Consider the following 24,834-nt stretch of genomic DNA (forward strand, 5'->3'; position numbering starts at 1 on the left):
CGGTTGCCGATGAAGATTCTTGACCCCGGCGTCAACCTCTGGCCCTAGAAGATCGATGCGGGGAATGACGGAAGATCTGGCCGATGCCGCCAGCGCCTATCTGGCGTGGTGGAACATGGCGGGCGTGGATTGCGCGACGGCGGAAGAACCGGTGAATTGGCTGCGTCCGTCACCGGCCGTTCCGCTGGCGCCACCCCCTTCATCTCCGGCCACGGTGAAGAAGCCAGGCTCGCTTCAAGAGTTCACCGATTGGCTCGCCCAGGATTCGGCGCAGCCGGAACGCCGCTGGCCAGGCACACCCATATTGCCGGGAGGGCAAGCTGGATCGCCGCTGATGGTGATCACCGACATGCCTGATCCAGCCGACATGGATGCAGGCACATTACTTGCCGATCGCGCCGGACGCTTGTTCGACGCGATGCTGTCTGCTGTCGGCCTGTCCCGGGAGAGCGTCTATATCGCCTCCCTCTTCTGCGCCCGCCCGCCCGGCGGCATGGTGGAGGCGGCCGACCTCAATGCAGCCGCCGACCGCATGCGCACCCATGTTTCGCTCGTGCTTCCCGGCAGGCTGCTGCTTCTGGGCGACCGGACGATCCGCACCTTCCTTCCCGTACAAGACAGGCAGGGAATGGAAAGTTTACACTTTTTTAACCATGATGGCGGCACTGTGCCTGCTTCAGCCACTTTCCATCCGCGGCTCCTGCTGGGGCAGCCCGCGGCGAAAGCGGAATGTTGGCGCACATTGCAACGCCTGGTCGAGGATATGCATCAGTGATTCGCGCGCTCACCCGATCATCTTGCCTGGCACTGGCCGCCATCAGTGCCGCCGCGGCCATGCCCGCCAAAGCGGACAATGCGCCGGCAGCGGCTGGCTTCAGATCAGGGTTCAACCCAGCCCTGTCAGTCGACGACAGCGACAAGACCCGTTACTCCGCCATCTATTCGGCGCTGTCGGATCAGCGCTGGGCTGATGCGAAAGCGTTGATCCTGGCTCTGGACCCTCAGGACCCCATGCGCTCAGTCGCGCTTTCCGACCTTTATGTAGCCAAGGACTCGCCGCGCGTTGAGCTGTTCGACGTGCTCGACCTGGTGAACAAGGCGGCCTGGCTTCCCAACGCGGATCAACTTTCGCGGCTCGCGCAGAAGCGGGGCGCGACGATCCTGCCGACGCTCCCCCAGGTCCAGAAGATGGTCTGGCTGGGTTCAGCGCCGCGCCGGGAATATGTCGCGACGACAAAGACCGACCTGCTTGCCCAGGCGCTGGTTGGTCAGATCACGCCCTTCATCAAGAATGACGATCCTGTGGGAGCGGAAACGCTGCTCGCGTCTGGAGAAATCGGCCTGACGCCCGAAGGCCTGACCGAAGTACGCCAGCGCGTCGCATGGTCCTACTATATCGAGAATAACGATGCTGACGCGCGGCGCATGGCCAACCGCGCCCTTGAAACCCGTGCGGGCGGCGACTGGATGGTGCAGGCGCACTGGACGCTCGGCCTTGCATCATGGCGTCAGCATGACTGCGCTGCGGCGGCGCCTGCCTTTGCCAATGTCGCTGCACTCGCTGGTAATGCCGACATGCGCGCGGCTGGCGCCTATTGGGCGTCGCGCGCCTACATGGCCTGTGGCCAGGCAGAAAAGGTCGAGGATCTCCTCAAGACCGCCGCGCGATCCGGCGAAACATTCTACGGCTTGCTCGCCCGCGAAACGCTTGGCCTGCCGCTGGGTGGCGGCAGGACCGCTCCGCGCTTCGGATCAGCTGATTGGCAACAGCTGAAGGACAGCCCGAATGTCCGCGCTGCGATTGCTCTCACGTCAATCGGTCAGCTTGCGAAGGCTGACCAGTTCATCCGGCATCAGGCCCGGTTGGGCGGCGCTGCTCAATATGACGCCCTGCTGAAGCTCGCCAATGCCCTCAGCCTTCCTGCCACCCAGCTATGGCTCGCCCATAACGGCCCGGCGGGCAAACAGCCCGACAGCTTCGCTCGATTCCCAACGCCGGATTGGCGTCCCGACGGCGGCTGGCGTGTCGATCCAGCGCTGATCTACGCTCACACACTTCAGGAATCAGGCTTCCGCAGCGATGTCGTCAGCAGTGCAGGAGCACGCGGGCTGATGCAGGTCCTGCCTGGCACCGGCAGTGACATGGGCCTTGCTTCCGCAGCCCAATTGTTCGTGCCGTCGACCAACATGGAATATGGCCAACGCTACCTCGAAAATCTCCGCAACATGAGTGCTACGGGCGGACTTCTGCCAAAGGTCATGGCTGCTTATAATGCGGGCCCGCTGCCTGTTCAGCGGTGGAACAGCGAGGTCAAGGACAATGGCGACCCTCTGCTGTTCATGGAGTCGCTGCCTTATTATGAAACCCGCGCTTATGTGAACATCGTCATGCGGAACTACTGGATGTACCAGATCCAGGCGAAGGGAAGCGCGGATTGCCTGACCGGCATGGCACAGGGCATGTGGCCGACCTTCCCCACCGCCAAGGGGACGCGCATGGTCCGGATGAGCCAGAACAACACGCTCTCCGCACCCAGTATCGCGGGCGGCTCTGACTGATGCCGATCGATGAAAGCCGGTCATTTCTGCCGGTGCGAATTGCCGTCCTTACCGTGTCAGACAGCAGGGGCCTTGCGGAAGACCGGTCCGGCGACACTCTGGTCGACCGGATCAAGGCGGCGGGCCACATTCTGGCTGCGCGGCATATCGAAAAGGATGATCGAGCCGCCATCGTCGCGCGTCTCCACAGCTGGATAGACGATCCCCAAGTCGATTGCATCATCACCACTGGCGGAACCGGCGTCACGGGTCGAGACGTGACACCCGAAGCGGTCGCCCAGGTCCAGGACAAGGAAATCCCCGGTTTCGGCGAGCTGTTCCGCTGGCTCAGCTACCAGACGATCGGGACGTCGACGATACAGTCACGCGCCACCGCCTGTGTCTCGCGCGGCACCTATATCTTCGCGCTGCCGGGTTCTACCGGCGCGGTGAAAGATGCCTGGGACGGCATCCTCTCCAGCCAGCTCGACAGCAGATTCCGTCCCTGTAACTTCGTCGAACTGATGCCCCGCCTGATGGAGCGCTGAATTCCCTCACCCTTGCCATCATGTTCTCTTTATGTTCCAATAAGGCATGGTTGCTGAAAAGGGTAGAGGCGCGACGCTGAACGTCGTCAGTCACCGCTTCAACATGGCGGAACAGGTCGCTGACGGCGACTGGCTCGACGCAGTTGATGTCATAGATGGACCAGCACCACGCCGCCGGACGCAAGTCACGGTGGAACACCCCCGCACGATCATCAGCCGCAACACATCGCCCGACCTTTCTTTTACCCAATCGATCAACGCCTATCGAGGCTGCGAGCATGGATGCATCTACTGCTTCGCACGGCCGACCCATGCCTATCACGACCTGTCACCGGGGCTGGACTTCGAAACACGCCTCTTCGCCAAAGCGGAGGCTCCCGACCTGCTGCGCGCCGAACTGTCCAAGCCTTCCTACCGGGTCTCGCCGATCGCCATGGGGACGAACACCGATCCCTATCAACCGATCGAACGGGACTGGAAGATCACCCGGCAATGCGTTGAGATATTGGCGGAATGTCGTCACCCGATCTTCATCACGACCAAGTCGGACCGCGTCCTTCGCGACCTCGATCTTCTTCAAGACATGGCCCGTGATCGGCTGGTGGCGGTGATGATTTCCGTCACCACGCTTGATCCCAAGGTGGCGCGCACTCTCGAACCGCGTGCGGCTCACCCTCTTCGCCGGGTGGAAGCCATTCGCCAGTTGGCGCAAGCAGGCGTTCCCGTGGTCGCCAGCGTCTCTCCCATCATTCCTGCCATCACCGATCATGAGATAGAGGCGATCGTCGAAACGACCGCTGCGGCGGGCGCCCGGGACGCCACATTCATACCCGTGCGCCTGCCGTTCGAAGTCGCGCCCCTGTTCCGGGCGTGGCTACAGGAACATTATCCCGACAGGGCCGCGAAGGTCATGGGGATCATCCGTGACATCCGGGGAGGCCGCGACAATGATCCTGACTTCGGAACCAGAATGCGCGGACAGGGCATCTGGGCTGACCTGATCCGCACCCGCTTCATCAAGGCGCGAAGGCGCGCCGGTTTCTCGGGCGAACGACTGACGCTCAGGACCGACCTGTTCCGTCCACCGGAAGGTCCGCAGCTTCAACTTTTCTGATCAGGCCGTTGCCGCAACCAGCCTGAACCCCGAACGCCGGGTCCGTGCCCGATAGCCATCGGCCTTCGGCTCCATGCGCTCGAAACTCTGGATCGCAAGGCCAGGGATGAGTGCGATGGCATCGACCTGGTCCGCCCCGATCAGATAATCATCGCCCAGGAACATCCGGGCAGCCTTGCCGCCCGCCACTGGGGCGCGCAGGAATACTTCGCTTCGCCCGCCCCTGCTGCGCAACAGCAATTGCGCGAGTTCGTTGACAGCGGCGCTATCCTGCACATCCACGACCAGTTCCATCCGCGATGCGCTGGCAAGCTGATTGAACTGCTCCACGCCCCTGATCGTCACGCGCGGCGTTTCTTCGCCGGGCATGCGATCCAGTTCCACCATCAGCAGCGCACAGTCTCCGTCACGGGCCATGGCCTCGATCGCCTTGCACGCGTCCTCATCGAAGCAGCTTGCCTGGAACTGCCCGCTGCTGTCGGAAAATGTCGCCGCCGCATAGCGTGCGCCCCGCCGCGTCTCACGCCAGCGGACTTCCTCAACCATGGCCGCCATGACTGCGTTGGCCCGCCCGCCTTCCGCCACCTGCTCGGCACAGATCGCTCCGTAGTTCCTCGCCCCGCGCGCATCAGCCAGATGCCGGTATCGGTCGACGGGATGCGCCGAGAAGTAGAAGCCGAACGCTTCCTTTTCCTGCGCCATCCGGTCTGCGGTGGACCAGGTCTGATGCGGCGGAATGCGGACGTCCGCATGCGGCGTTTCGACATCGCCGAACAGGCCGCCCTGCCCGCTCTCGCGCGCTTCGGCAGCACTGGCGGCGACGCTCAGGATCGTGTCGGCCGCTGCATGCACGCCCGCCCGGTCGGGGTGAATTTCATCGAACGCCCCTGACGCCGCAAGGCTTTCCAACTGGCGGCGGTTCAACAATCGCGGCTCGATACGGTCGGCAAAATCATCGAGAGACTTGAATGTCCCACCGCCGTCGCGTTCGGCGACAAGCTGCTCCATCGCCTTCTCGCCCACGCCCTTCAGCCCGCCCAAGGCATAGCGCACCGCAAAGCCGAGGCGGGGATCCTCCCCCTCATATTCGATCGGCTCTACGGAGAAGTCGGCGAGGCTGCGATTGATGTCAGGCGCAAGGCAGCTGAGCCCCATGCGACGCATGTCATCAACGAATATGGTCAGCTTATCCGTAAGATGGATATCGAACGCCATCGATGCGGCGTAGAATTCGGCCGGATAATGGGCCTTCAGCCAGGCCGTCTGATAGGCCAGCAATGCATAGGCCGCAGCATGTGACTTGTTGAAGCCATAGCCGGCGAACTTGTCGATCAAATCGAACAGCTCATTGGCCTTGGCCGCCGGAATGTCGCTCCTCGCGCATCCCTCCACGAACCGCGCCCGCTGCGCGTCCATTTCCGCCTTGATCTTCTTGCCCATGGCCCGGCGAAGAAGGTCGGCGTCCCCCAGGGAATAGCCCGCCAGTATCTGGGCGGCCTGCATGACCTGCTCCTGATAGACGAAGATGCCATAGGTCTCTTCGAGGATCGGCTTCAGCAGAATATGCGGATATTCAATATCTTCCTGCCCGTTCTTGCGGCGGCCGAACATCGGGATATTGTCCATCGGGCCGGGGCGGTAGAGCGACACGAGCGCGATGATATCGCCGAAGTTGGTGGGCCGGACGGCCGCCAGCGTCTTGCGCATCCCTTCCGATTCCAGCTGGAACACGCCCACGGTATCGCCCCGCTGGAGCAAATCATAAACCGCCGGATCATCCCAGCTAAGGCTGCTCAGATCGACCTCGACACCGCGCCCCGCCAGCAGCTGCACCGCCTTTTGCAAGACGGACAGGGTCTTGAGGCCGAGAAAGTCGAACTTCACCAACCCCGCGCCTTCGACAAATTTCATGTCGAACTGCGTCACCGGCATATCCGAACGCGGATCGCGGTAGAGCGGCACAAGCTGTGACAAGGGCCGATCGCCGATCACGACGCCCGCAGCGTGGGTCGAACTATGCCGGGGAAAGCCCTCCAGCTTCATCGCATAGTCGATCAGCCGCTTGACCTGATTGTCATTGTCATATTCGGCCCTGAACTCTGCAACGCCGTTCAAAGACCGTTCCAGCGTCCAGGGGTCCGTCGGATGATTGGGCACCAGCTTGGCGAGCCGATCGACCTGGCCATAGCTCATCTGCAACACGCGGCCGGTATCCTTCAGCACCGCCCGCGCCTTCAGCTTACCGAAGGTGATGATCTGCGCCACATGATCGACGCCATATTTCTGCTGGACGTAGCGGATCACTTCGCTACGCCGCGTTTCGCAGAAATCGATGTCGAAGTCCGGCATCGAAACACGCTCTGGATTGAGGAAGCGCTCGAACAGCAGCCCCAGCTGCAGCGGATCGAGATCTGTGATCGTGAGCGCCCAGGCAACCACCGAGCCCGCCCCCGAACCACGGCCCGGCCCCACGGGAATATCCTGCTCCTTCGCCCATTTGATGAAGTCGGCAACGATCAGGAAGTAGCCGGGAAACCCCATCTGGATGATGATGTCGGTTTCGAATGTCAGCCGGTCGAAATAAGGCTGACGCGCCTCGTCACCCTCGATCCCCGCCTTTGCGAGCCGCTGTTCCAGCCCTTGGGCCGCCTGCTCCCGCAACATCCGCGCCTCGCCCTCGATGTCACCGGCAAGGCTGGGCAGGATCGGCTTTCGCTTCGGCGCAGCGACCGCGCAACGCTGCGCCACGACCAGCGTGTTGGCCAAAGCTTCAGGCAAATCCTCGAACAGGCGCTGCATCTCGGCCGCGGGTTTCATCCAGGCATCGGGCGAACTGGTCCGCCGGTCGGGCGTTTCGACATAGGCGCCATCGGCGATGCAAAGCATCACGTCATGCGCTTCATGGAAATGAGGTTCAGCAAAACAGGTCGGATTGGTCGCGATCAGCGGCAGGTCACGCGCATAGGCAAGATCGAGCAAATCAGCTTCCGCCCTGTCTTCGACGGGGTCCTGCCTGCGGCAAATTTCGACATACAGCCGATCCGGAAAGAGCGCGGCAAGCCGATCGGCATAAGCAAGCGCGGCGTCCGGCTGATCCTCCGCGAAAAGCCGGGCAATCGCCCCTTCCGCGCCTGCGGTCAGCGCTATGAGCCCGTCCGTCCTGCCAGCCAAAGCTTCCAAAGTAACATGCGGGACTTCCTCGACCGGGCGATCGAGATGCGCCATCGATACCAGGGCGCAGAGATTGTCGTACCCCGCCTCATCCTGGGCATAAAGCGCCAGCCAATCATGTACTGCGGCGGCATTGGCGGGACGCCCCGGCCGCAATATGCCCACCATGGCCCCGATGATCGGCTGCACGCCCTCGCTCTTGCACCCATCCGAAAATGCCATCGATCCATAAAGGCCGTTGCGGTCGGTGATCGCTGCTGCGGGAAAGCCCAGCGTCCGCGCTTGCTTCGCGATCTTCTTCGGCTCGATTGCACCTTCCAGCATGGTGTAAGAGGAAAAGATGCGAAGGGGTACAAAACCGGCATGAGGCATTTTGCGTTGATAGCGTCCCTGGCCGCCTTGGCGCCAGTCCTTCTTGAGAAATGCTGTGGATAAGCATTCCCCAGTCTCTTCGAAAGGCCCGCGACCACCAATTTGGCGGCATCTCGCTCTTTGAGACTGCTTTCCACCCGGTTAAGCATTCTCCAACCTCTCCGATATAGTGTGCGCCCCATGCGTTTGTCGACGATCACCAATTGGGCATATGGCGCCACCCTATTGCTTACCCTCGCCTCCGGAACCACGATGCTCATGGCGTCGGGCGCTGAGAAAAACGAGCGTGAGGCAGTCGCGCAACGCGCGCGCTTCGATCAACTGACCTCGGCGCTGCTAGAGGACAGCTATCGCCAGACCGAACAGGCGCGATCCTTTTCGATCACCGGCGATCCCACCCACCTCGTCGCCTATCAGCGTGAGAAGGCCGCGCTGCGTTCAGTGGAACAGCGGATCAGCCATTTGCGCGACGCAGGCGCGACAGAGAGCGAACTCAGGGCGCTGCGCGACGCGCTGCATTGGGCGGATGCCCTGACCGATGAGCAGGAGGCTGCACTTCGCGCGGCCCAGGCAGGCGATCAGGACACTGCGCGAACCATCCTGTTCGGTGACGAATATGGCCGGGAGCTTGACCGGATCGCCGCTCAGATCGGCAAGTTCCAATATATGTTGGACCAACGGACCGAAGCGGCCATCGCCCGCGCCACCGCGACGGCGCGCCAATGGCGCAGCATGTCCGAAATCATGCTCGGGGCGACCGCGCTCCTGTTCCTCTGCGTCCTCTATTTCATCCTCAAACAGCGCATCCTGCACCCGGTCGTGCGCCTGAGCGACGTCGTCACGCGCCTGGCCGCGCAGGACTTCGCGGCCATTCCGCCGGACATTTCCCATGTGGATGAAATCGGCGACATGGCTCAGGCTATCCGAATCTTCCGGGAAAATGGCCTTGAACGCCAACGGCTGGAAAAGGAACGCGACGCCGATCGCATCATGCAGGACCTTCTTTCCCGCATGACGCAGCGGCTTCAGGGTTGCGACAACAGCGCCGATCTTACTGGCGTCGTGCGGCGTTTCGCCCCGGAAATCGCGCCGGGCTTCGCGGGCAGGCTGTACATCTATGATGCGCGCCGAAACGCCATGCGTCAGGCCTGCGACTGGTTGTCTCCGCAATGGTCCAAGGCGGAATTCTCCCCGTCAGCCTGTTGGGCGCTGCGTCGCGGGCAAACGCACCGGCCGTCCGGCAACATCATCGACATCCCCTGCGAGCATCTGGGTTCGGAAACCCCTGCTCCCACCATCTGCATGCCGCTGGCAGCACAGGGGGAAACGATCGGCCTCCTGTATTTCGAAGAACCTGCCAACGTCTCGGCCGATCAGATCGAACGGAGCGAGAAATATCTGGAGATGCTGGCCGAAAATATCGGACTGGCCCTTGCGAACCTCCGCCTTCGCGACGCCCTGCGCGAAATGGCGATGGTCGACGCGCTGACCGGCCTATCGAACCGGCGGCAATTCGACGCTGCCATTGAAGATGCCGTGGCGGTCAGCAGCCGGGACCGGTCTCCCCTCGCCTGCCTCATGATCGACATCGATCATTTCAAGCGGTTCAACGATGCGCATGGCCATGACGCGGGCGACGCCGTGCTGCGGGCAGTCGGCAATGTTCTGAACGAATCCCTCCGCGAAGATGGCTACGCCTTTCGCCTCGGCGGTGAAGAATTCGTACTTCTGATGCCGCACTTCTCCTTGGATCAGGCGATCGACCGGGCACGCCAGGTACAGGCCAAGATCCAGAACCTGCGCGTGCAGCATGGCCATCAGCAGCTTGGGCCGGTCACGGCCTCTTTCGGGCTTGCCGCTTATCCCGATCATGGAAGGCCGAACCAGCTCGTCCAAACCGCGGATGCCGCCCTCCTCCGGGCGAAGTCCCAAGGCAGAAACCAGATCGTGGTGGCAACTGTCCGGGACGACGCCTCAGTTCAGGTCTGAAGCCTCTTCCAGCAGCCCTTCATGAAGACGCACGACGCGGTCCATCTTTTCCGCGAGCCGTTCATTATGGGTTGCCACCAGAGCAGCTGAACCTTCCTCCCGAACCAATCGGAGAAACTCTGCCAGCACGATGTCGGCGGTGCGCTCATCCAGGTTGCCGGTGGGCTCGTCTGCCAGGATCAGAGCGGGCCGGTTCGCCAATGCGCGGGCGACGGCGACGCGCTGCTGCTCGCCGCCCGAAAGCTGGCTCGGACGGTGATCAATACGATGACCCAGACCCAGGGAGGTGAGCAATGATTCAGCGCGCGCGCGTGCCACACCATTCTCCTGGCCACGAATGACCTGCGGCAGGATGACATTTTCCGCCGCGTTGAAATCCGGAAGCAGATGGTGGAACTGATAGACGAAGCCCAGCGCGTCCCTGCGCAGCCGCGTCCTTCCGTCATTATCAAGGCGCGCGGCTTCCTCGCCATCGATGCGGATCGACCCGTCGAAGCCGCCTTCCAAGAGGCCGACAGCCTGCAACAGCGTCGACTTGCCAGAGCCTGACGGCCCGAGCAGCGCCACAATCTCGCCCGGCCCCACGGTCAGGTCGACGCCGCGCAAAACCTCGATCGTCACGCCCCCCTGGGTAAAGCTGCGCTTCAGCCCCTCAACCTTCAATATGTCATTCATAGCGCAGCACCTGCACGGGATCGGTATTGGCGGCCTTGAACGCGGGATAGAGCGTCGCAAGGAAACTGAAGATCAGCGCCATGAGGCAGATGATCGTGATCTCTATCGGATCGGGTTTTGCCGGCAATTCGGTCAGGAAGCGGATCGAAGGGTCCCACAGATTCTGCCCGGTCATGAACTGGATCGCATTCACGACGCTCTGGCGGAAGAAGAGGAAGGTGAAGCCCAGCACCAATCCGGCCGCCATCCCAAGCGACCCGATCGTCACGCCCACGGTCATGAAGATCTTGACCAGGCCCACCCTGCTCGCCCCCATGGTGCGCAGGATCGCAATGTCGCGCGTCTTTGCGCGGACCAGCATGATCAATGACGAAAGGATGTTGAAGACGGCGACAAGCACGATGATCGAAAGCACCACGAACATCGCTACCCGCTCGACGGCCAGTGCCTCGAACAGGGACGCGTTCATCTGCCGCCAATCGGTCACGACCGCGCGGCCTGCGACCTTCCCGGCCAGCGGCTCCAGGATCGTGCCGACCCGATCGGCATCGACCGTCTCCACCTCGATCATGCCGACCACATCGCCCAAGAGGAGCAGGGTCTGGGCATCCTCCATCGGCATCACCACGAAGGCCTTGTCATAGTCGTAAACGCCGACCTCGAAGATCGCAGCGACTTGGTAGGATATCTGGCGCGGCACCGTTCCAAAGGGTGTGGAGCGGCCTGCGGGATTGATGATCGTGATGCTGTCACCCAGCTGCAAACCAAGATTTTCGGCCAATCTTGATCCTATGCCGACCTTACCCGCATTGGCGGTGAGATTGTCCATGCTCCCCGCGAGCACCTTTGCCTTCAGGGTCGCATTGTTCCGGATGTCGTTGACGGTCATGCCACGGACAAGAACGGCTTCGACCCGCCCCTGGAAGCTGCCGAGCAGTGGCTGCTCGATCAGCGGTGTGGCGCTGGTGACACCCGGCGTCGCCTTCGCTTCATTCAGGATCGAACGCCAGTCCGGCAATCGCCCGCCATAGCCTTGAACCACGGCATGGCCGTTCAACCCGACGATCTTGTCGAACAACTCTGCCCGGAAGCCGTTCATCACGCTCATCACGATGATGAGCGCGGCGACGCCAAGCATCACGGCGGCCAGGCTGATGCCCGCGACCAGGAAGATGAATCCCTCTCCCTTGCCAGGCAGCAGATAGCGCTTGGCGATCATGCGTTCGTAGCGTGATAAGATCATGGTGGCGCGAACGGCCCTTTATGTGATGTCGATTAGTGCCCGTCTAGCAGGGTCTCCACTAACGGCAAGCGCAACGGATTGTTGCACGTCAGCCACAGGGGTGAAGGGAAAATCTTCGGCCAAGGAAATAGCCCGTGACAGCGGCCTCCGCGGGCCATAGCAAAGTCAACGAAGCACAGGTTAATGGCCGTGGTTCAGGGATACTGCTTCCCACTTCAAGCTTAGGGGGCTGAGAAGTGGTCGAGGCAGGCCAAGGGGGAGACGAGCAATCGTCCATTAGTGCCCGGATCGTGGAAACGCGGTCCGGGCACTTTTGATTCCGCCCATGGCAGGCCTCTTGAAACCGGTTTTCCTTCAACCATATCAACCTCGCGCGTCCGCCAAATGGGGTCGCGCATCGTATCGCCGGATGCCATTTTGAGGGTCCGGTATGTTCATTTTGCTCTGATGGAGATTATGACATGCGTGGTTTTGACCTTACCCCTTATCGCCGCTCCACCGTCGGTTTCGATCGTCTCTTCGACCTGATCGAAAACAACGCGCGGTTGCAGCAGGGCGACAACTACCCACCTTTCAACATCGAACGGCTTTCCGAGGACCGTTACCGCGTGACGCTCGCCGTCGCCGGTTTCCGGACGGATGAAATCGACATCACCGCGCAGCAGAACCTGCTGCAGGTTGTGGGACGCAAGGACGATGGCGCGAGTTCGGATCGTTCCAAGTTCCTGCATGTCGGTATCGCCAATCGCAGCTTTGAAAGGCGCTTCGAGCTTGCCGACTTCGTGCGGGTGGAAAAGGCCGATCTTGCGGACGGCCTGCTGACGATCGAACTCGTTCGCGAAATCCCCGAAGCGATGAAGCCGAAGAAAATTTCCATCAACGGCGGTCAGCTCGTCGATATCAACAAGGATCGCGACGCGGCCTGATCCGCTTCCGTTTAGGAATGTTCATGGGGCGCGGCCTGATGGCCGCGCCCTTTTCTGCGTCTATATTTCTACTTGGCTGCCCAATTCGACGACGCGGTTGGTCGGCAAGCGGAAAAATTCCATCGCGCTTTCAGCGTTGCGCAGCATCCAGGCAAAAATCTTCTCTCGCCAAAGCGGCATTCCGGGCTTGGCGGACGGCAACAATGTCTGCCGCGCGAGGAAGAAGCTGGTTTCGATCATCCGAAATGCCTGCCCGCATCCCGTAACATTCTTGAGCGCCGCCGGAACATCCGGCTCCTGCATGAACCCATATTCCAACACGAGCCGGAAGAAGCCTTTCCCAAGGTCCTCCAACTTGCACCGGCCATCCTCTTCCACGACCGGCACATCCCTGATTTTCACGGTTAATAAGATGACTCGTTCATGCAAAACCTTGTTGTGCTTCAAATTGTGCAGAAGCGCATGCGGAACTCCGTTCGACGTCGATGTCATGAAGACCGCTGTTCCCGGCACGCGAACGGCGCTATTTGCTGCCGACGCCACGAACACCGGGATAGGCATGGCGCCCTCGCGCAGCCGATCCTGCACCAGCCGACGGCCCCGCGACCAGGTCGTTAGCAGCGTGAACACCACGAATCCGATCAGCAGCGGGAACCAGCCACCATCCGGCACCTTGGTGAAGTTCGCTGCGAGATACGCCCCATCAACGATGAAGAACACTGCCAGCAGTGGTGCCGAATAATACCAACGCCACTTCCACAACCGGTAAAGCAGCACGGTCAGCAGCAGATTGTCGATGAACATCGCGCCGGTGACTGCGATACCATAAGCAGCGGTGAGATTGGACGATGTCTGGAAAACCAGCACAAGCAGGATCACCATCACCATCAGCCCCCAATTGATCATGGGGATATAGATCTGCCCGGCAGTCGAGGCGCTGGTATGCGCAATCCGCAGGCGCGGCATGAAGCCGAGCTGGATCGCCTGTTGGGTGACCGAAAACGCGCCGGAAATAACCGCTTGGCTCGCGATGATGGCAGCCAGGGTTGCAAGACCGACCAGTGGCAGCTGTGCCCATTGAGGAGCAAGATGATAGAAGGGGCTGTGCAGAGCCGCCGCACCTTCGCGGAACAGCAGAGCCCCCTGCCCCATATAGTTCATCATCAAGGCCGGGAGCACGAAGAAGAGCCACGACACGCGGATCGGGCTGCGTCCGAAATGGCCCATATCCGCGTATAGCGCTTCCGCGCCCGTGACCGCGAGAACGACCGCGCCAAGGGCAAGGAAAGCCGGTAGCGGATCGGTCAGAAAAAACATGACCGCCCAATAGGGGTTGAAGGCGTAGAGAATGCCCGGCGTCTTTATGATACTGATGACGCCCAGCGCCGCGATCGTCACGAAATAGACGAGCATTATCGGACCGAAAAAGGCAGCGACCCGATTGGTCCCCAAGCCCTGAATCCAGAACAGCCCCAGCAATATGACCACAGCGGCCGGCAAGATCGCTGGCGCGAGCTGGGAGTTGTAAACTGCCAGCCCTTCGACGGCCGACAGCACCGATACGGCCGGGGTGATCATCGAATCGCCATAAAAAAGCGAGGTTGCAAAGACGCCCAGCAATACGATTCCGCGAGACCAACGCTGCGTTTTGGTCTGCCCGTTGATTAATGCAAGAAGCGCAAGACTCCCCCCTTCGCCCTTATTGTCAGCGCGCATGATGATCGTGACATATTTGAGCGTTACGACCAGCATCATCGACCAGAACATCAGGCTGATGACACCCAGGATGTGATCGGGATCGAGAGCCAGATGATGATGGCCAGCGAACGTTTCGCGGAACGCATACAGCGGGCTGGTGCCGATGTCGCCGAACACGATACCGACCGCACCCACGACGAGTTTCAGCGTGGCCTTCTGACGCGCGTGCCCATGTTCTTCGGCCGATTCGTCGCCGGAGGGGTCGACGCCGTTCGCCATGTGATCAGCCATGAAGGAAACGCCAGATGGTCATATTCATACGACACTCAAGCCTAGGCGATGTACGGGAAAATTCCCAATCTTCATTAAGAAGGGGCGCCCCCTACCACGCCTCCATGACCAGCGCAATTGAACCGCCATATCACTGGGCGACAGGCGTTCCCGCTGCCAACATTGCGTCGATACGCGCAATGCTGAGTTCCAGTTCCGCCTTGATTTCCGATCCTTCGGGCGCTCTAGCGGCCAAAGGCGCCCACAGTTCCTTTGCAGCCTGCAACTGACCGGCGCGAACGAGGGCCAAGCCATAAAAATAAGGTGGCGCAGGGGCGTCCGGGTCCAGCGTCATCGCACGACGATAAGCAAAGTCGGCGCTCGGCGACACCACCCCACCCGCATGAGCGATCAAAGCGTTCCCAAGCCCCAGCCATAAATTGGGATCATCGGGCGTCTGCTTCAGGCCCGCCAGCAGGACATTTGCCGCCTCTTTGGTCTTGCCTTGCCTGCCGAGGCCATCCGACAACATCAGCCACTGTCCAGCCTTGCCGTAGCGCTCCGCCATTCCGCGGCGCCGCTCTGCGAGTTGCTCGTCAAACTGCCCCCTGTCCGTGGAAGCCGATGCCATTTTCGGCTGCCCAGGCAATCCGGGGCTTCCTTGCCAAGCATAACCGGCGAGTCCAAGCAGCACAGCCGCAGCCGTCAGCTCCCATGACATGCGCGGAATGCGCCCTACCGCGATGAGAAACGCCATGAGACAGAATGCAAAAGCCGCCGCTATCAGCCAGCCGTTCATCGCCGTGCCTTCCGTTTGATCCGGCCACGCAACAGCAGCAAACCAAGACCGATCAGCAATAATGGCGCGCCCCAAAGCGGCCAGAGAACCGGATCAGCTGTGGGCTCATAGCTCACCCAATCACCATATCGCTCGATCAGCCAGCGGCGAATATGTTCGGGCTCTTCCCCGGCCATGATCCTTTCCCTGATCTGCGACCGCATATCGCCAGCCATGCTTGCATTGCTATCTGCGATTGACTGGCTTTGACAGGTGAGGCAGCGGATCGTCTCCATCAACGCCTTTGCCTTGCGTTCCAGTGCAGGATCACTGATCTGCCGGTCCGCATAGGGAGCAGGAGGAAGTGCTGACTGCGCCAGAAGCGGCGGGGTCAACAGCAATGCGAACAGGGTCAGCAGGGCCTTCACCGGGCATCCTCCAACTGCTGGAGGATCATGGGAATATCGTCCGCCCGTATGTCGCCCACATGTTGATAGGCAATCCGGCCTTTTCCATCGATGACGAAGCTTTCCGGAACGCCGGATGAACCCAAGGCGATCTGCACGCTACTGCGCGCATCGAGCCCGATCCGGGCATAAGGATTGCCATAGCGCGCCAGGAACCGGTCCACATCCTCACGAGCGTCACGGATTGCGATGGCATCGATCTCCACCCCTGCCCGCTTCAAGGCGAGAAGTTGGGGCGCCTCGGCGGCACAGGGTACACACCAGCTGGCGAAGATGTTCAGCAGGCGCGGTTTGCCCGTTACCAGCTCACGGCTCATCAACGCGGGCCGATCGCTGGCCGCTGGCGGCAGAGTGAAATCGGGCAACGTCTTGCCCACCTGCTTCGACGTGATGACGCGGCCGTCAGGCTTCAACAAACCACTGGCGAAAAGGATGAAAAATCCCACAAAGAGTGCCAGCGGCAGCCAGATCAGCAGCTTCCTCATGCGACCGCCGCCTTGCCGCGCCATTTGAGAAGCCAGCCACGACGCTCACGTCCCACCAGCGCCAACGCGCCACCTAAGGCGATTAGCGCACCGCCGAACCATATCAGCGTGACGAACGGCTTCCACCAAACCCGAAGTTGCCAGCGTCCCTGGTCGGCCTCCTGGCCTAGCACGACGTAAAGCTGACCATTCCAACGCGTCAGCAACGCTGCCTCGGTCGTGGTCGTGGGAGGTGACGGGAAAAAGCGCGCTTGTGGATGCAGCATGACGGGGGCACCTCCATTCCGGCTCGCTTCCATGTCAGCCTGTAACGCAGTCCAGTTATCGCCTGCTATCGGAACGATCCGCGTGAGACGCAATTTCCAACCTGCCGCTTCGACCACGTCACCGGGCCGAACCGCCGCAAGCTTTTCTACGGTGAAAGCGGAATCGCAGGCCATGCCGGCAAGACTGACGGCACACCCCAAATGCGCAACAACCATTCCCCAGGTGAACAGAGGGGTACGCCGCAAATTACGCTTCCAGAGTGGGGCCACACTTCCCGCCGCGACAGCCAGGGCAATGACCAGCCCGAGGAACGGCAGCACGCCGATCCGGCCCCATGCCAGTATAGCCACAGCAGCAAGGGCGATCATGGCGATGACGGCCGGGACGATCAATCGCCGCCCAACCTCAGCCAAATTGTCCCGGCGCCACCGAGTCAAAGGTCCTGCCGCCATGACGATCATCAGGATCAGGGCGATGGGTCCCGCTATCCGATCGAAATAGGGCGCACCAACCGAGACCTTGTGCCCAAAGGCTTCGGTAAGAAGTGGATAGAGCGTCCCTATCAACACCAGACCAAGGATGACGGAGAGCAGCAGATTGTTGACCACCAGCATGGTCTCGCGGCTGACAAGCTCAAAAGGCGCTCCCTCGCGTACCGCACCCACCCGCCATCCGAAGAGCGCGAGCGCTCCCCCGATGTAAATTCCCAACAGGACCAAGATGAAGCTGCCGCGTTCAGGGTCAACCGCGAAGGCATGGACACTGGTCAGGATGCCCGAACGGACAAGGAATGTGCCGACCATCGACATCGAAAATGCAATAACCGCCAACATCACCGTCCAGGCCCGCAGCGCATCGCGCGTGGCGAGCACCGTAACGCTGTGCAAAAGCGCTGTCGCCGCCAGCCACGGCATCAGCGACGCGTTCTCGACAGGGTCCCAAAACCACCAACCGCCCCAGCCCAGTTCATAATAGGCCCAATAGCTGCCAGCCGTGATGCCGAGCGTGAGGAGTATCCACGCAGCCAGAACCCACGGCCGCATCGCCCGTGCAAAGGATGCATCCACCTGCCGCGTCAGCAGCGCGCCGATCGCGAAGGAAAAAGCCACCGACAACCCGACATATCCGAGATACAGGGTGGGCGGATGGAAGGCGAGGCCAGGGTCCTGCAACAGCGGGTTGAGCCCTTGACCATCAGCCGCGGGCGGATTGATCCGCGCGAAAGGATTGGAAGCAAAAAGCAGAAATGCATAGAATCCAAGGCTGATCGCAGCCTGTCCGCCAAGTGTCGCCATATGCGTATCTCGCCGTAGCGCTCGTTCGAACAAGGCAACCGCAGCGCCAGCCACGCCCATGACGGTGACCCAGAGCAGCATGGAGCCTTCATGATTGCCCCATGTTCCAGCGAACTTGTACAGCCATGGCTTCATCGAATGGCTGTTGTTGGCGACCAGCAACACGGACATGTCCGATCGCATGAACAGCGCGATCAGTGCGATGAAGGCGATGGTGGTCAGCGCCCCTTGGGCGACCGCTACCGGCCGCACGGCCTCGAGCAGTTCGCTTTTCTTTCCCGCCAGTCCGAAAGCCACCAGACCTAATTGAAGAAACGCGAGCGCTGCGGCCAGCCATAGCGCGACGAGACCTGCTTCTGCGATCATGCCGCCCTCACCGCTGACTGAGGCCCGATGGTCATGAATGCCGCTCTCACCGGCCCGCCTTCATCTCGTGGGTCGTTTCATTATATTGCAGGCCTTCCAGCTCCCGAGGCATGTAACGTTCGTCATGCTTCGCCAGCAGGTTCGTGGCAACGAAGGTGCCCGCGCCATCAAACGCCCCTTCCGCAACTACACCAGACCCTTCCTTGAAAAGATCAGGCGCAATACCCTTGAACACCGCAGGAACAGTCGCCTTCCCGTCGGTCACGTCAAAATGCAGGGTTACGCCGTCTGCCGCCCGCTTGAGGCTGCCGTTGACCACCATGCCGCCGAGACGAATGGCTTTGCCCTCTTCTACGCCTTTCGCGCGAACATCGGCGGGCGCATAGAAATAGGCGGCTTCGTCGCGGAGCGCAGAGGCAGCGAGCAAGCCCGCACCGATCAAGGCAAAGAGCGCGACCAGCGCAAGGACGAGGCGTTGATGCTTTGCCTTCATGACCTGTCCGTCAACTTTTGCGCCGCCGCCTCCGCGTCGCGCATGGAGCGCCAGCAGGAAAGGCACAGGACGAGCGTGCCCAAAAAGGTCAGCGCGTAGGCGCCGGCGACAAAAGCCCACTGATTCATGTCGATTACCCCCGCGCCAGCCGCTGCATGCGCGCCTCAACCTTGTTACGCGCCAATATGGTCCGCATCCGCATCAGCACGATCGCCCCGAACAGGAGAGAAAATCCCGTGAGCGTGAAGCCAAGTGGCCAGAGAAGCGACAGGTCGATGCTTGATCCTCGCAGCGTGATGCTGGGGCCCTGATGCAGGCTGTTCCACCACACGACCGAGCGATTGATGATGGGAATATTCACCGCCCCAACAAGGCCGAAGATTGCCGTCACGGGACTGACGCCGCCCTGATCCTGCCGCGCACTTGCATTGGCCAGCGCTATATATCCCAGATAGAGGAAGAAGAGCACCAGCATGGAGGTCATCCGACCGTCCCATTCCCACCACGTTCCCCAGGTGGGACGGCCCCAGATAGATCCCGTGACGAGGCAGATCGCGGTAAATAATGCGCCTGGAACTGCAATGGCCCGCCCCGCAACTGCTGCAAGTGGATGCCGCCATATAAGCTGCATCAGCGCGGATATCGCGATCCCGGTCCATCCCGCCATTCCCAGCCATGCGGCAGGCACATGAATATAAAGAATCCTTACCGTTTCACCCTGCAGATAATCAGCCGGAGTAACAAGAAGACCGCAACCCGCACCTGCCAAAAGCAGTATCAGCCCAGGCCAGAACAGCCAGGCGGTCAGCGGCCGCGCGATCTTCAGGAAGCGGGCAGGATTGGCAAAACGGTGCATTTGGAGAGGCTCTTTAGCTCTGCCTTACGCGCAAAGCCAGTAGCGCTTTTCTGTCCGCGACCACCCAGGAAACTTTCCCATCTTCGCCGCTCGACAGCCTTTTTTGTTTCAAACAGGCGACAAATCAGGATCGAGCCACTATATGCGCGCGAAGCAGCCCTTTGAGGCGCACGGCATCGGCTATGGACCCGCTCGCACCCATGTTTACGACAAACCCGTTCGACGACGACAAGCTGCGTGAAGAATGCGGCATCTTCGGAGTCATCCAGGCGGAGACCGCTTCGGCGATCGTCGCACTTGGACTCCACGCATTGCAACATCGCGGTCAGGAAGCTGCTGGCATCACCAGTTGGGATGGCCATGATTTCCACACCCACCGGGCGATGGGCCATGTGGCGGGCAATTTCGACCGTGATGAAGTGATTCGCGCCCTGCCGGGCAATACCGCATCTGGCCATGTCCGCTATTCAACGACGGGCGAAACCTCGCTCCGCAATGTGCAGCCGCTCTATGCAGAGCTTAATTCCGGTGGCTTTGCCGTCGCACATAACGGCAATATCTCCAATGCCATGAAGCTTCGGCGCGAACTGATCCGGCGCGGCTCCATCTTCCAGTCGACGTCTGATACCGAGGTGATCATCCATCTGGTCGCAACCTCGACCTACCGGACGCTGCTCGACAAGTTCATTGACGCGCTGAAGCAGATCGAGGGTGCTTATTCACTGATCGTGACGACGCCTGAAGGCATGATCGCATGTCGCGATCCGCTTGGTATCCGGCCCCTGGTGATGGGCAAGCTGGGTGATGCTACGATCTTCGCGTCTGAAACCGTCGCATTCGACGTCGTCGGTGCTGAACATGTCCGCTCTATCGATCCTGGCGAGCTTGTCATCGTTACGCATGATGGTGAGGTCCGGAGCCACCGCCCGTTCGGCGACGTACACCCCCGCCCCTGCATCTTCGAACATGTGTATTTCAGCCGCCCCGATTCGATCGTTGATGGGTCGAGCGTCTATTCGGTTCGCAAAGCCATCGGCGCTCAACTGGCAATCGAGAACCCGGTCGATGCCGACTTGGTCATCCCCGTGCCCGACAGCGGCGTGCCTGCGGCGATCGGCTATGCCCAACAATCCGGCCTCCCGTTTGAGCTTGGCATCATCCGCTCGCACTATATCGGACGTACATTCATCCAACCGGGGGACAAGGTTCGGCACCTTGGTGTCAAGCTCAAGCATAATGCGAATCGCGCGCTGATCCAGGGCAAGCGCATCGTCCTCATTGACGACTCGATCGTTCGTGGGACCACCAGCCTCAAGATCGTACAAATGATGCGCGAAGCTGGGGCCAAGGAAGTGCACATGCGAATTGCCAGTCCGCCGACGAAGCATAGCTGCTTCTATGGCGTGGACACGCCCGAGCGCACCAAGCTGTTGGCGCATCGTCTGGATATCGGCGGCATGCAGGATTTTATCCATGCCGATAGCCTGTCGTTCATTTCAATAGATGGGCTCTACAAAGCGCTGGGCGAGGCAAAGCGGGCGGACATCCGGCCGCAATATTGCGACGCCTGCTTTACCGGCGATTATCCCACCACACTCACCGATCAGGATGATGCGGTGGTGCAGAACCAGCTTGAACTGCTAGCCGAGCGGGTTGTCTGATCACTAAAGCAAATCTGGATGGCTGCTCGGCCTGAGCAGCCATTCCCTTTTCAACGAACGGCCTTTCACTCAGAAGGGCGAACAGGATACCTCATGTCCACTCTTCCTCTTTCCGGTAAGCTTGCCCTGGTAACCGGCGCGAGCCGCGGGATCGGCGCTGCCACCGCCAAGGCGTTGGGCGCTGCCGGTGCTCACGTCATTCTGACGGCCAGAACCGCTGGCGGGCTTGAGGAGGTGGAAGAATATATTCACGGCGTCGGCGGCAGCGCGACCATCGCGCCACTTGACCTCATAGATGGAGAGAGCATCGGACGACTGGCGCAGGCGGTATCTGGCCGGTGGCAGGCTTTGGATGTCCTGGTGCTCAATGCCGCAACGCTCGGTAGCTTGGCCGCAGTTCCCGCTATCGATACCAAGGAATTTGCCCGGCAGCTCACCTTGAACATAGCGGCACCGCAGGCCTTGATCGCGGCATTCGACAAAATGCTTCGCGCTAGCGCTGATGCCCGCGTCGTTGCGATTACCTCATCGGTCGCACGTGCGCCCCGCGCCTATTGGGGCGCCTATGGTGCATCCAAGGCGGCGCTCGAAACGCTCGTCAGCGCCTATGGCGAGGAAGTGAAGAATATTTCCGCGATCCGCGCCCATATCGTTGACCCCGGAGCAACGCGGACCGCGATGCGGGCCAGAGCCTATCCAGGGGAAGATCCGGCAACGGTGAAAGAACCGGAGGTCGTTGGCCAAGCGATCGCCGACCTCGTCCTTTCGGACCAGCCGAACGGTTATCACCTGCGCATAGATTGATTCGTCAGCCGGGCTTAACCAGCGTGACCTGGGCGACATTGATCGTGCCGCTCCTGAAGCCGCCTTCGCAATACATGAGGTAATAGCGCCAAAGCGCCACGAAGTGCTGGTCGAAGCTCGCGGGTAGAAGGCCACGATCGACAGTGCGATCGAATTGCTCGCGCCATCGCCTGAGTGTCTCCGCATAATGCTGGCCAAAATGGTGAACGTCTCGCCATTCCAGCCCTTCGGCCTCCGCCAGAGCCCTGAAGCGGCCTTCGGAAAGCAACATGCCGCCCGGGAAAATATAGGTCTGAATGAAATCAGCTCCACGGGCATATCGATCGAAAATGGCATCATCGATCAGAATATACTGAACCGCGGCTCGCCCCCCGGGCTTTAGAAGCCTGTTGATCGCACTCACATAGGCAGGCCAATATTCCTGGCCAACGGCTTCCACCATCTCCACACTGGCGATGGCGTCATATTGGCCTTGGGCATCGCGATAATCACGCAGGAGGATATTGGCTCCGGCACCCAGCCGTTCACGCGCGTAATCGGCTTGCTCGGTCGATAGCGTCAGCCCATCATAGCGGATGGCGCAGCGCTGCATTGCCTGCTCGGCAAGCCCTCCCCATCCGCAGCCGATCTCAAGCAGCGCACTGCCCTGCTTGAGGTGGAGCCGATCCAGTATAGCGTCCACCTTGCGCTGCTGCGCGCGCTCCAGGCTTTCGCTCGGGTCGTCTGGATCGCGAAACAACGCGCTCGAATAATGCATGTTGCGGTCCAGCCAGAGGCCGTAGAAATCGTTCCCCAGGTCATAATGATAAGCGATGTTGCGACGCGATCCCCGCCGATTATTGCGCCTCAGGCGATGCGCAAGCGCCGCAAACCATCGTCCCGGGCCGTTCGGGCGCGCGACATTGCCCAACGTAGCGGCATTCGCCATGAACAATTCGAACAGTGGGACCGGATCGGGACTGCTCCACTCACCTGCAGCCCATGCCCTATACCAACCCGCCGACCCACCAGCAATCAGCCGCAGCAGAGCACGCCAGCGGACCAACCTGACTTCGCACGCGGGCCCTGCCGCCCGCCCGCCCAACATCCTGATCGTGCCATCGGGCAGCGTCGCTTCGAGTTTGCCCTTCTCAAGTCCCGAATCGATGCGGTCCAGAAGGCGGTGGAAGTGGGGTGCAGTCAGGCGCTCCAGCCAGCGGCTCGGTTCATCCTCAGGCAATCGTCGCACGGCTGACGCGCGCCTGCCACGCTTGGGATCGATTGCGTTCATACCCTCACCTCTGCCGCTCGCTCATGGATACTGTCGTCACGCCCTGCTGCGCCGATATGCGGCAAGCGCACGTTCCCGCGCCTCGCGATGCCCTACGCGCTTGGGAGGATAGGATCGCGGCCTTGCTTCAAAGGCGTCAGGATCATGAATTGCCTTGTCATCCAGATGCACCAGTTCAGGCACCCACCTCCTGATATAGTCCGCCGCCTCGAATTTTGGAGACTGCGTTAATGGCGCCATGATCCGCGAAAATAGGTTTGCGTCAACACCGCTCCCAGCCACCCATTGCCAGTTCACGCTGTTGTTCGCATAGCTTGCGTCAACGAGGGTATCCCAAAACCATTGAGCCCCGTGCCGCCAATCGATCAGAAGATGTTTAATGAGAAAGCTGGCCGCGATCATGCGGACTCGGTTATGCATCCATCCTGTCGTCCAAAGCTGCCGCATGCCGGCATCCACTATCGGATAGCCTGTCTGCCCTTGTTTCCACGCCGCTAGATCGGAGCCTGCTTCGCGCAAATCCCGCCATGGCATCCGGTCGAAACCGGCACGAGCATTCTGTGATCCATAGGCTGGGAATGCCCATATTTGGGTATGCGCATAATCGCGCCAAAGCAGTTCCTTGAGGAAGGTTGTGGCATCCGTGGCTGCATCACCGATGCGGTGCCACACATAAGCGGGCGAAACCTCGCCGAAATGCAGGTGGGGGGAAAGTCGGGATGTGCCTTCGATCGAGGGAAGATTGCGTGCCGTGTCATATTCGTCAGCTTCATCCATGAATGACGCAACATTCTGGCGGGCTCCGGCTTCCCCAGGAGACCAGTCGTCAGAAAAATGGGCAGCCCAATCAGGTTTGCTGGGAAGCAGGCCCCAATCGTCGAGGGACTCACTTTTAGGCCACTTATGGGGAGAAGCGATTTCCGCAGGGGCCGGACTGACGACAGGAGGCGGCATATGCTGCATCGCGGCGCGGGCAAAAGGCGTGTATATCTGATAGGGCTTTCCACCAGACGTGCGGACGCTGCCGGGTGGCAGCAGCAGCATGCCTCCATGCAATTGAAGGTCGAGATCGCGGGCCACTGCCTTTTCCGCATTGCGCCACCATGGTTCATAGTGCGCCAGCGCATGCACCCGTTTAGCGCCCGTTTCCCGGCTTAGCCGCTGCAATGCCTCTACGCTCTTCCCTCTGCGCAAGATAAGACGGGATCCTTTGCGGCGAAGGCTATCATCCAGTGATCTGAGGCTATGGTGGAGCCACCATCGCTGCGCGCTTCCCATTTTCCACTGCTTGGGCGTTGCATCGTCCAGAATGTAGACCGGGATAACTGGTCCTTCGCTGGCCGCCTGCTCCAAGGCAGCTTGATCGGAGAGACGGAGGTCCTGGCGGAACCACAGGATGACGGGATCGGACATATGCCAGCTTTGCCATTGCTGGGCGAGGCTTCCAACCCCTCGACCATTTCGGCGCGAAAAGCTGTCCAGATACGGCACTGTATTTTTTAGCTCATGGACGGGCGCAAGTCGGCCGCTTATCTTGGCAACGGAGAA

20 protein-coding genes are annotated in these 24,834 nt (G+C 60.7%); 8 read left to right on the forward strand and 12 right to left on the reverse strand.

The annotated features are described in order from the left end of the window. The first annotated feature begins 55 nt into the window (after window positions 1-55). The 4 genes from MU848_RS08685 to MU848_RS08700 are packed head-to-tail and all read left to right on the forward strand — an operon-like array spanning window position 56 to window position 4,200. Window positions 56-775, forward strand: coding sequence for a uracil-DNA glycosylase family protein (locus tag MU848_RS08685; RefSeq protein WP_247231205.1), 720 nt, complete (start codon window positions 56-58; stop codon window positions 773-775). Then, window positions 772-2,559 (forward strand): lytic transglycosylase domain-containing protein, encoded by a 1,788-nt coding sequence (locus tag MU848_RS08690; RefSeq protein WP_247231206.1) that lies wholly within the window; start codon window positions 772-774, stop codon window positions 2,557-2,559. The genes MU848_RS08685 and MU848_RS08690 overlap by 4 nt, the downstream gene beginning before the upstream one ends. Further along, window positions 2,559-3,086: a molybdenum cofactor biosynthesis protein B gene (gene moaB, locus MU848_RS08695; protein ID WP_097091495.1), complete on the forward strand. Its 528-nt coding sequence runs from the start codon at window positions 2,559-2,561 to the stop codon at window positions 3,084-3,086. The genes MU848_RS08690 and moaB overlap by 1 nt, the downstream gene beginning before the upstream one ends. Before the next feature lie 46 nt (window positions 3,087-3,132). After that, on the forward strand, window positions 3,133-4,200 hold the full coding sequence (locus MU848_RS08700; protein ID WP_247231207.1) for a PA0069 family radical SAM protein: 1,068 nt from the start codon (window positions 3,133-3,135) through the stop codon (window positions 4,198-4,200). On the opposite strand, the gene dnaE is transcribed toward MU848_RS08700, so the two are convergent. Beyond that, window positions 4,201-7,743, reverse strand: a complete 3,543-nt coding sequence (gene dnaE, locus MU848_RS08705) for a DNA polymerase III subunit alpha (RefSeq protein WP_247231208.1) — start codon at window positions 7,741-7,743, stop codon at window positions 4,201-4,203. 180 nt (window positions 7,744-7,923) lie between these two features. Here dnaE and MU848_RS08710 point away from each other — a divergent pair, with 180 nt between their 5' ends. Further along, on the forward strand, window positions 7,924-9,732 hold the full coding sequence (locus MU848_RS08710; RefSeq protein ID WP_247231209.1) for a diguanylate cyclase: 1,809 nt from the start codon (window positions 7,924-7,926) through the stop codon (window positions 9,730-9,732). Here MU848_RS08710 and MU848_RS08715 read toward each other — a convergent pair. Beyond that, a complete protein-coding gene (locus tag MU848_RS08715; protein WP_247231210.1) occupies window positions 9,718-10,407 on the reverse strand; it encodes an ABC transporter ATP-binding protein in 690 nt (229 codons plus the stop codon). The genes MU848_RS08710 and MU848_RS08715 overlap by 15 nt on opposite strands. Continuing rightward, window positions 10,400-11,650 (reverse strand): lipoprotein-releasing ABC transporter permease subunit, encoded by a 1,251-nt coding sequence (locus MU848_RS08720; protein ID WP_097091490.1) that lies wholly within the window; start codon window positions 11,648-11,650, stop codon window positions 10,400-10,402. The genes MU848_RS08715 and MU848_RS08720 overlap by 8 nt, the downstream gene beginning before the upstream one ends. A gap of 461 nt (window positions 11,651-12,111) precedes the next feature. On the opposite strand from MU848_RS08720, the gene MU848_RS08725 reads away from it, so the two are divergent. After that, a complete protein-coding gene (locus tag MU848_RS08725; RefSeq protein WP_097091489.1) occupies window positions 12,112-12,576 on the forward strand; it encodes an Hsp20 family protein in 465 nt (154 codons plus the stop codon). A gap of 60 nt (window positions 12,577-12,636) precedes the next feature. Here the strand turns inward: MU848_RS08725 and MU848_RS08730 are convergent, their stop codons facing one another. The 7 genes from MU848_RS08730 to ccmC all read right to left on the reverse strand — a co-directional run bounded on the left by MU848_RS08730 (window position 12,637) and on the right by ccmC (window position 19,551). Continuing rightward, the gene (locus tag MU848_RS08730) at window positions 12,637-14,565 is read right to left on the reverse strand and encodes a potassium transporter Kup (protein ID WP_247231211.1); all 1,929 of its coding nucleotides are present in this window, start codon (window positions 14,563-14,565) and stop codon (window positions 12,637-12,639) included. A 130-nt stretch (window positions 14,566-14,695) separates the two neighbouring features. Next, complete coding sequence (locus MU848_RS08735; protein ID WP_247231212.1) at window positions 14,696-15,343, reverse strand: tetratricopeptide repeat protein; 648 nt, start codon at window positions 15,341-15,343, stop codon at window positions 14,696-14,698. Further along, window positions 15,340-15,750, reverse strand: coding sequence for a cytochrome c-type biogenesis protein (locus MU848_RS08740; RefSeq protein ID WP_097091486.1), 411 nt, complete (start codon window positions 15,748-15,750; stop codon window positions 15,340-15,342). Before MU848_RS08740 ends, MU848_RS08735 begins: the two co-directional genes overlap by 4 nt. Beyond that, window positions 15,747-16,274 carry a redoxin family protein gene (locus MU848_RS08745; protein ID WP_247231213.1) on the reverse strand — a complete coding sequence of 176 codons (528 nt, stop codon included), beginning with the start codon at window positions 16,272-16,274 and terminating at the stop codon, window positions 15,747-15,749. Before MU848_RS08745 ends, MU848_RS08740 begins: the two co-directional genes overlap by 4 nt. Continuing rightward, complete coding sequence (locus tag MU848_RS08750) at window positions 16,271-18,202, reverse strand: heme lyase CcmF/NrfE family subunit (protein ID WP_247231214.1); 1,932 nt, start codon at window positions 18,200-18,202, stop codon at window positions 16,271-16,273. Before MU848_RS08750 ends, MU848_RS08745 begins: the two co-directional genes overlap by 4 nt. A gap of 46 nt (window positions 18,203-18,248) precedes the next feature. Further along, window positions 18,249-18,695 carry a cytochrome c maturation protein CcmE gene (gene ccmE / locus MU848_RS08755; protein ID WP_201513808.1) on the reverse strand — a complete coding sequence of 149 codons (447 nt, stop codon included), beginning with the start codon at window positions 18,693-18,695 and terminating at the stop codon, window positions 18,249-18,251. Window positions 18,696-18,828: 133 nt separating this feature from the next. Next, window positions 18,829-19,551 (reverse strand): heme ABC transporter permease CcmC, encoded by a 723-nt coding sequence (gene ccmC / locus MU848_RS08760; RefSeq protein WP_097091483.1) that lies wholly within the window; start codon window positions 19,549-19,551, stop codon window positions 18,829-18,831. A 182-nt stretch (window positions 19,552-19,733) separates the two neighbouring features. Here ccmC and purF point away from each other — a divergent pair, with 182 nt between their 5' ends. Both purF and MU848_RS08770 read left to right on the forward strand, forming a co-directional pair. Beyond that, window positions 19,734-21,212: an amidophosphoribosyltransferase gene (gene purF / locus MU848_RS08765; RefSeq protein WP_201513800.1), complete on the forward strand. Its 1,479-nt coding sequence runs from the start codon at window positions 19,734-19,736 to the stop codon at window positions 21,210-21,212. Between the two features lie 93 nt (window positions 21,213-21,305). Beyond that, window positions 21,306-22,016, forward strand: coding sequence for an SDR family NAD(P)-dependent oxidoreductase (locus MU848_RS08770; RefSeq protein WP_247231215.1), 711 nt, complete (start codon window positions 21,306-21,308; stop codon window positions 22,014-22,016). Between the two features lie 4 nt (window positions 22,017-22,020). On the opposite strand, the gene MU848_RS08775 is transcribed toward MU848_RS08770, so the two are convergent. Beyond that, on the reverse strand, window positions 22,021-23,286 hold the full coding sequence (locus MU848_RS08775; RefSeq protein WP_247231216.1) for an SAM-dependent methyltransferase: 1,266 nt from the start codon (window positions 23,284-23,286) through the stop codon (window positions 22,021-22,023). A gap of 36 nt (window positions 23,287-23,322) precedes the next feature. Continuing rightward, on the reverse strand, window positions 23,323-24,699 hold the full coding sequence (locus MU848_RS08780) for a cryptochrome/photolyase family protein (protein ID WP_247231217.1): 1,377 nt from the start codon (window positions 24,697-24,699) through the stop codon (window positions 23,323-23,325). Window positions 24,700-24,834 lie beyond the last annotated feature (135 nt).

Source organism: Sphingobium agri (assembly GCF_023051225.1).
In the GTDB taxonomy this organism is placed as follows: Bacteria; Pseudomonadota; Alphaproteobacteria; order Sphingomonadales; family Sphingomonadaceae; genus Sphingobium; species Sphingobium agri.

Bases quoted from the DNA above. Each gene is read 5' to 3' on its own strand.
- MU848_RS08715 (WP_247231210.1), bottom strand. From the start codon at position 10,407: ATGAATGACATATTGAAGGTTGAGGGGCTGAAGCGCAGCTTTACCCAG.
- dnaE (WP_247231208.1), bottom strand. From the start codon at position 7,743: ATGCCTCATGCCGGTTTTGTACCCCTTCGCATCTTTTCCTCTTACACC.
- MU848_RS08725 (WP_097091489.1), top strand. From the start codon at position 12,112: ATGCGTGGTTTTGACCTTACCCCTTATCGCCGCTCCACCGTCGGTTTC.
- ccmC (WP_097091483.1), bottom strand. From the start codon at position 19,551: ATGCACCGTTTTGCCAATCCTGCCCGCTTCCTGAAGATCGCGCGGCCG.
- MU848_RS08730 (WP_247231211.1), bottom strand. From the start codon at position 14,565: ATGGCTGATCACATGGCGAACGGCGTCGACCCCTCCGGCGACGAATCG.
- purF (WP_201513800.1), top strand. From the start codon at position 19,734: ATGGACCCGCTCGCACCCATGTTTACGACAAACCCGTTCGACGACGAC.
- MU848_RS08770 (WP_247231215.1), top strand. From the start codon at position 21,306: ATGTCCACTCTTCCTCTTTCCGGTAAGCTTGCCCTGGTAACCGGCGCG.
- moaB (WP_097091495.1), top strand. From the start codon at position 2,559: ATGCCGATCGATGAAAGCCGGTCATTTCTGCCGGTGCGAATTGCCGTC.
- MU848_RS08745 (WP_247231213.1), bottom strand. From the start codon at position 16,274: ATGAGGAAGCTGCTGATCTGGCTGCCGCTGGCACTCTTTGTGGGATTT.
- MU848_RS08700 (WP_247231207.1), top strand. From the start codon at position 3,133: ATGGTTGCTGAAAAGGGTAGAGGCGCGACGCTGAACGTCGTCAGTCAC.
- MU848_RS08775 (WP_247231216.1), bottom strand. From the start codon at position 23,286: ATGAACGCAATCGATCCCAAGCGTGGCAGGCGCGCGTCAGCCGTGCGA.
- ccmE (WP_201513808.1), bottom strand. From the start codon at position 18,695: ATGAAGGCAAAGCATCAACGCCTCGTCCTTGCGCTGGTCGCGCTCTTT.
- MU848_RS08685 (WP_247231205.1), top strand. From the start codon at position 56: ATGCGGGGAATGACGGAAGATCTGGCCGATGCCGCCAGCGCCTATCTG.
- MU848_RS08750 (WP_247231214.1), bottom strand. From the start codon at position 18,202: ATGATCGCAGAAGCAGGTCTCGTCGCGCTATGGCTGGCCGCAGCGCTC.
- MU848_RS08710 (WP_247231209.1), top strand. From the start codon at position 7,924: ATGCGTTTGTCGACGATCACCAATTGGGCATATGGCGCCACCCTATTG.
- MU848_RS08780 (WP_247231217.1), bottom strand. From the start codon at position 24,699: ATGTCCGATCCCGTCATCCTGTGGTTCCGCCAGGACCTCCGTCTCTCC.
- MU848_RS08720 (WP_097091490.1), bottom strand. From the start codon at position 11,650: ATGATCTTATCACGCTACGAACGCATGATCGCCAAGCGCTATCTGCTG.
- MU848_RS08735 (WP_247231212.1), bottom strand. From the start codon at position 15,343: ATGAACGGCTGGCTGATAGCGGCGGCTTTTGCATTCTGTCTCATGGCG.